Origin of the sequence: Acetobacter sp. DsW_063, from assembly GCF_002153745.1 — a bacterium.
Classification (GTDB): domain Bacteria; phylum Pseudomonadota; class Alphaproteobacteria; order Acetobacterales; family Acetobacteraceae; genus Acetobacter.
Window position 1 is genome coordinate 1 of sequence record NZ_JOPL01000171.1, and the last position, 350, is coordinate 350.

At 68.0% G+C, this 350-nt stretch carries 1 protein-coding gene; it reads right to left on the minus strand.

Features of this window, described 5'->3' with window-relative positions; all coding sequences use genetic code 11:
* Positions 1–43: 43 nt before the first annotated feature.
* On the minus strand, positions 44–350 hold a 307-nt coding region (locus tag HK28_RS13610), incomplete at its 5' end, for a phage major capsid protein (protein ID WP_086645060.1).

Genomic DNA, 350 nt, shown 5'->3' on the forward strand with positions numbered 1-350 from the left:
GACCGACTGGCGTTGTCCGCCTCATGGTCCGACCTCCCGACCGTTACGCGCCGCTGCCAGCGGCCGCCGTGGTCAGATCCGCAAACGACCCCTTGATCAGGGCCTCGGGTCGATACACCGCCAGCGCGAGCCGCTCCTCACCTACGATCGTGACCATACCTTTTCTGACGTTGTCGCCATCCTCGCTCGAAATCGTCACCGTCGCGTCCTCGCGGTCGAAGATCTGCGCCGCGTAGCGGAAAGCGCCCGTCATGAAGGCGCCCGCCGCCATGGCGAGGCTCTGCGCCACGGGAAGCCCCCAAAGCACCGGCCCGGCGACGCCGGTCGGGTTCGCGAAGACGTAGCGCTGC